The following is a 2,632-nucleotide window of genomic DNA, read 5'->3' as shown; positions in this document are numbered from 1 at the left end:
GACTCGAATGAATTGAGCAGTATTACCATGAATGGGGATAAGGCAGTTACTGCAACCTTTGCTGCTAATACTGGTTGTTTGTTAGTAAAGGTATATAATCCAGAAGGTGCGGGTTATGGAGCTGGTTGGGTAAAACTATTTAATAATAGTATGACATTTGGACCATATGATACCGATGCAAATGGGTGGTATACATTTACCAACATACCTGTTGGAACTTATACTCTTACAGCAACACGTCCAGGTAATTCTGGATGGATAAGTCCTTCAGTACAAGTAACAATTACAATAGGAGCTGTTTGTCAGGAAGTAGAATTACGCTATACTAATTAATAACGTAAAATCACATCTGTCTCACTATTGGGGTCAGATCTTAACATTTGACATAACTTAAATGCTAAACTAAAAAGAATGGAACGGGGAAGAGTAAATTTCCCCTGTTCCATTCTTTTTAGTAAGGAAATCATGGGGTCAGGTCTCAACATTTGACATAACTAATATTCTATGTTAATATATAACCATGGCCAGACCATTACGTTTATCCTTTGAAGATGCCCTTTATCACATTACCTCCCGGGGTCATCGTAAAGAGAAAATTTTCTATGAGGATAAAGATAAAAAAGTATTTATTCGAAAATTAAGCGAGACCCTGCTAAGGTATTCCATAACCTGTTATAGCTACTGTCTCATGGATAATCACTATCATCTTTTTATCAAAACAGCCCAACCCAACCTATCCCAGTCCATTCACTATCTCAATGGCTCTTATGCCAATTGGTTTCGTACCCGATATCAGCTTACCGGTTCTATCTTTCAGGGTCGCTTTAAGTCCACCCTGGTGGAGGCAGATAGTTATGCCCTCATCCTTTCGGCTTATATTCATTTAAACCCCCTACGCGCCAGGATAACGCAAAGATTAAAGGATTATCCCTGGAGTAGTTATTTGGATTATCTTCATTTAAGAAAACCTCAAATCCCCAATCTTGATTCGTCCCTGGTCTTGCATTATTTTTCCCATGATCCTATGTCGGCAATGAAACAATATCAGGAATATCTACTGCAGAATCAACATATGGAAGATCCGCTGACTCAATCCTACCGTCATATTGCCCTGGGAAGTAATGGCTTCATAGAGGAGATAAAATTAAAGATAGAAAAGCAGGGGGAGAAAAGAGAGATTCCAGTAACCCGTTCGATGCCTTTCTATCATGCCGAACAAATTCTTGAGAAGATGAGTGATACCCTAAAAATTAATAAAGAAATAATCTTTAGTACGGAAAGGGGAAATATCTATCGGCAATTAGCCTTATATTTAATTAGATATTTTACTTCTCTTGCTCTATCGCAGATTGGCCAACTTTTTGATATGGATTATTCGGCTGTCTCTCAGGCAGTGAAAAGATTTGAGCATAAATGTGAAAATAATAATGAAATTGCCCAATTAAAGGAAAAGATGATGAAGGTCTTGAAAAAGGATTGAATGTCAAATGTTGAGACCTGACCCCAATCACTTTTTAACTTTTTCTATATACTCAGTTGCTACGATTTTTTTCGCAAATCGGACTGCTTTTTTTTCAGTAGAGAAGGTTCTATCTGCTACTTTTATTGGTGAGGGCAAAGTATTTCCTTTATAAGTATTATGTCCGTACTCTACAATATATTTATCTTGATGAGGGGCTATTTTACAATAATCGTATTTTATTTTCATATTTTTACCTCCTATTTAACTTGAGAATTCACTGTAGTCTTGCTACAGGGTGATTTATTTAAGAATTATTTATATCGCTAAGGAGTTCAGCATTTTTTGTACTAATTTCTTCAGGAGAGAGCACAATTACCTTACATTTATCAGGACTACTATTGAGATTGAGACTTAAAAAATCAGCATAAGATATTCTAAAATCTTTCCCGGCGGTCGGATCATTAGTGATTATTTCCTGCGTTTCATCATCGTAACCAATGATTACTCGAGCATGAGTTTTAAGGATAGTCAGACTATAATTTTGTATAGCAATTACCGGAGTCTTACTATTTAATAAAACTTTTATTTCCTCAATGGTTTTACTTTGATATTTTGCTTCTAATCCCATATTTTTAGCGTAGCTAATAAATTTAAATACTGAACTGGTACCGTATTCGTCGATGACTTTACTGGCAATCTGGCTCTGAGAAATGTTCATCCCAAAATACTTTAAAGTCATCGCCCCGGAAGCAGGAAGGCACCAGTTTGGTCCGGCATATTTTTCATAAGGGACCTCTAAATAAATAGAATCTATTTCTTCAATTTTATTTAGATCTTCATCTGAATTAAGCTGAAGCTCAGGGGTGACAATACCACTACAAGAAGTTAGAAAAAGAGAAGTAACTAAGATCAGGATTAAGGTGATGGTGATTTTACCCATTGCTTTCATATTATTTTCCTCCATTTTCTCTGTTGTTTTTTAACAGAGTCTTAATTTTTTATAGTTTTAAGTGTTGAAGGCATTTTTATCAAAGCAGGGGCTTTATCAAATAAAAAAAAGTCGGCAGCCTGGCTGTCTTAGCACTTTATATGCCTTAGACCCATTGCTTTGCGTCCTATCCTTTCGGGTAGTTTGCCTTTATCAACTTTGATGATAATTTATTCTATTTT

4 protein-coding genes and 1 riboswitch are annotated in these 2,632 nt (G+C 35.8%); of the genes, 2 read left to right on the top strand and 2 right to left on the bottom strand.

What is annotated here, in order from left to right:
• The coding region (locus COZ07_RS00405) for a carboxypeptidase-like regulatory domain-containing protein (protein ID WP_406606643.1) at positions 1-333 on the top strand (333 nt) is incomplete at its 5' end.
• A 187-nt stretch (positions 334-520) separates the two neighbouring features.
• Positions 521-1,480 carry a transposase gene (locus COZ07_RS00400; protein ID WP_406606642.1) on the top strand — a complete coding sequence of 320 codons (960 nt, stop codon included), beginning with the start codon at positions 521-523 and terminating at the stop codon, positions 1,478-1,480.
• A 27-nt stretch (positions 1,481-1,507) separates the two neighbouring features.
• Here the strand turns inward: COZ07_RS00400 and COZ07_RS00395 are convergent, their stop codons facing one another.
• Together COZ07_RS00395 and COZ07_RS00390 are read right to left on the bottom strand one after the other, a co-directional pair.
• Entirely contained in the window at positions 1,508-1,708 is a 201-nt protein-coding gene (locus COZ07_RS00395; protein WP_406606641.1) for a hypothetical protein, read from the bottom strand.
• A gap of 58 nt (positions 1,709-1,766) precedes the next feature.
• The gene (locus COZ07_RS00390; protein ID WP_406606640.1) at positions 1,767-2,426 is read right to left on the bottom strand and encodes a C39 family peptidase; all 660 of its coding nucleotides are present in this window, start codon (positions 2,424-2,426) and stop codon (positions 1,767-1,769) included.
• 95 nt (positions 2,427-2,521) lie between these two features.
• Positions 2,522-2,609, bottom strand: a riboswitch (cyclic di-GMP riboswitch).
• Between the last annotated feature and the right edge of the window lie 23 nt (positions 2,610-2,632).

Source organism: Candidatus Infernicultor aquiphilus, assembly GCF_002784285.1.
Classification (GTDB): domain Bacteria; phylum Atribacterota; class Phoenicimicrobiia; order Phoenicimicrobiales; family Phoenicimicrobiaceae; genus Infernicultor; species Infernicultor aquiphilus.
Note: the sequence above shows the minus strand (reverse complement) of the source record. Positions and strands in the feature narration are given on the sequence as shown.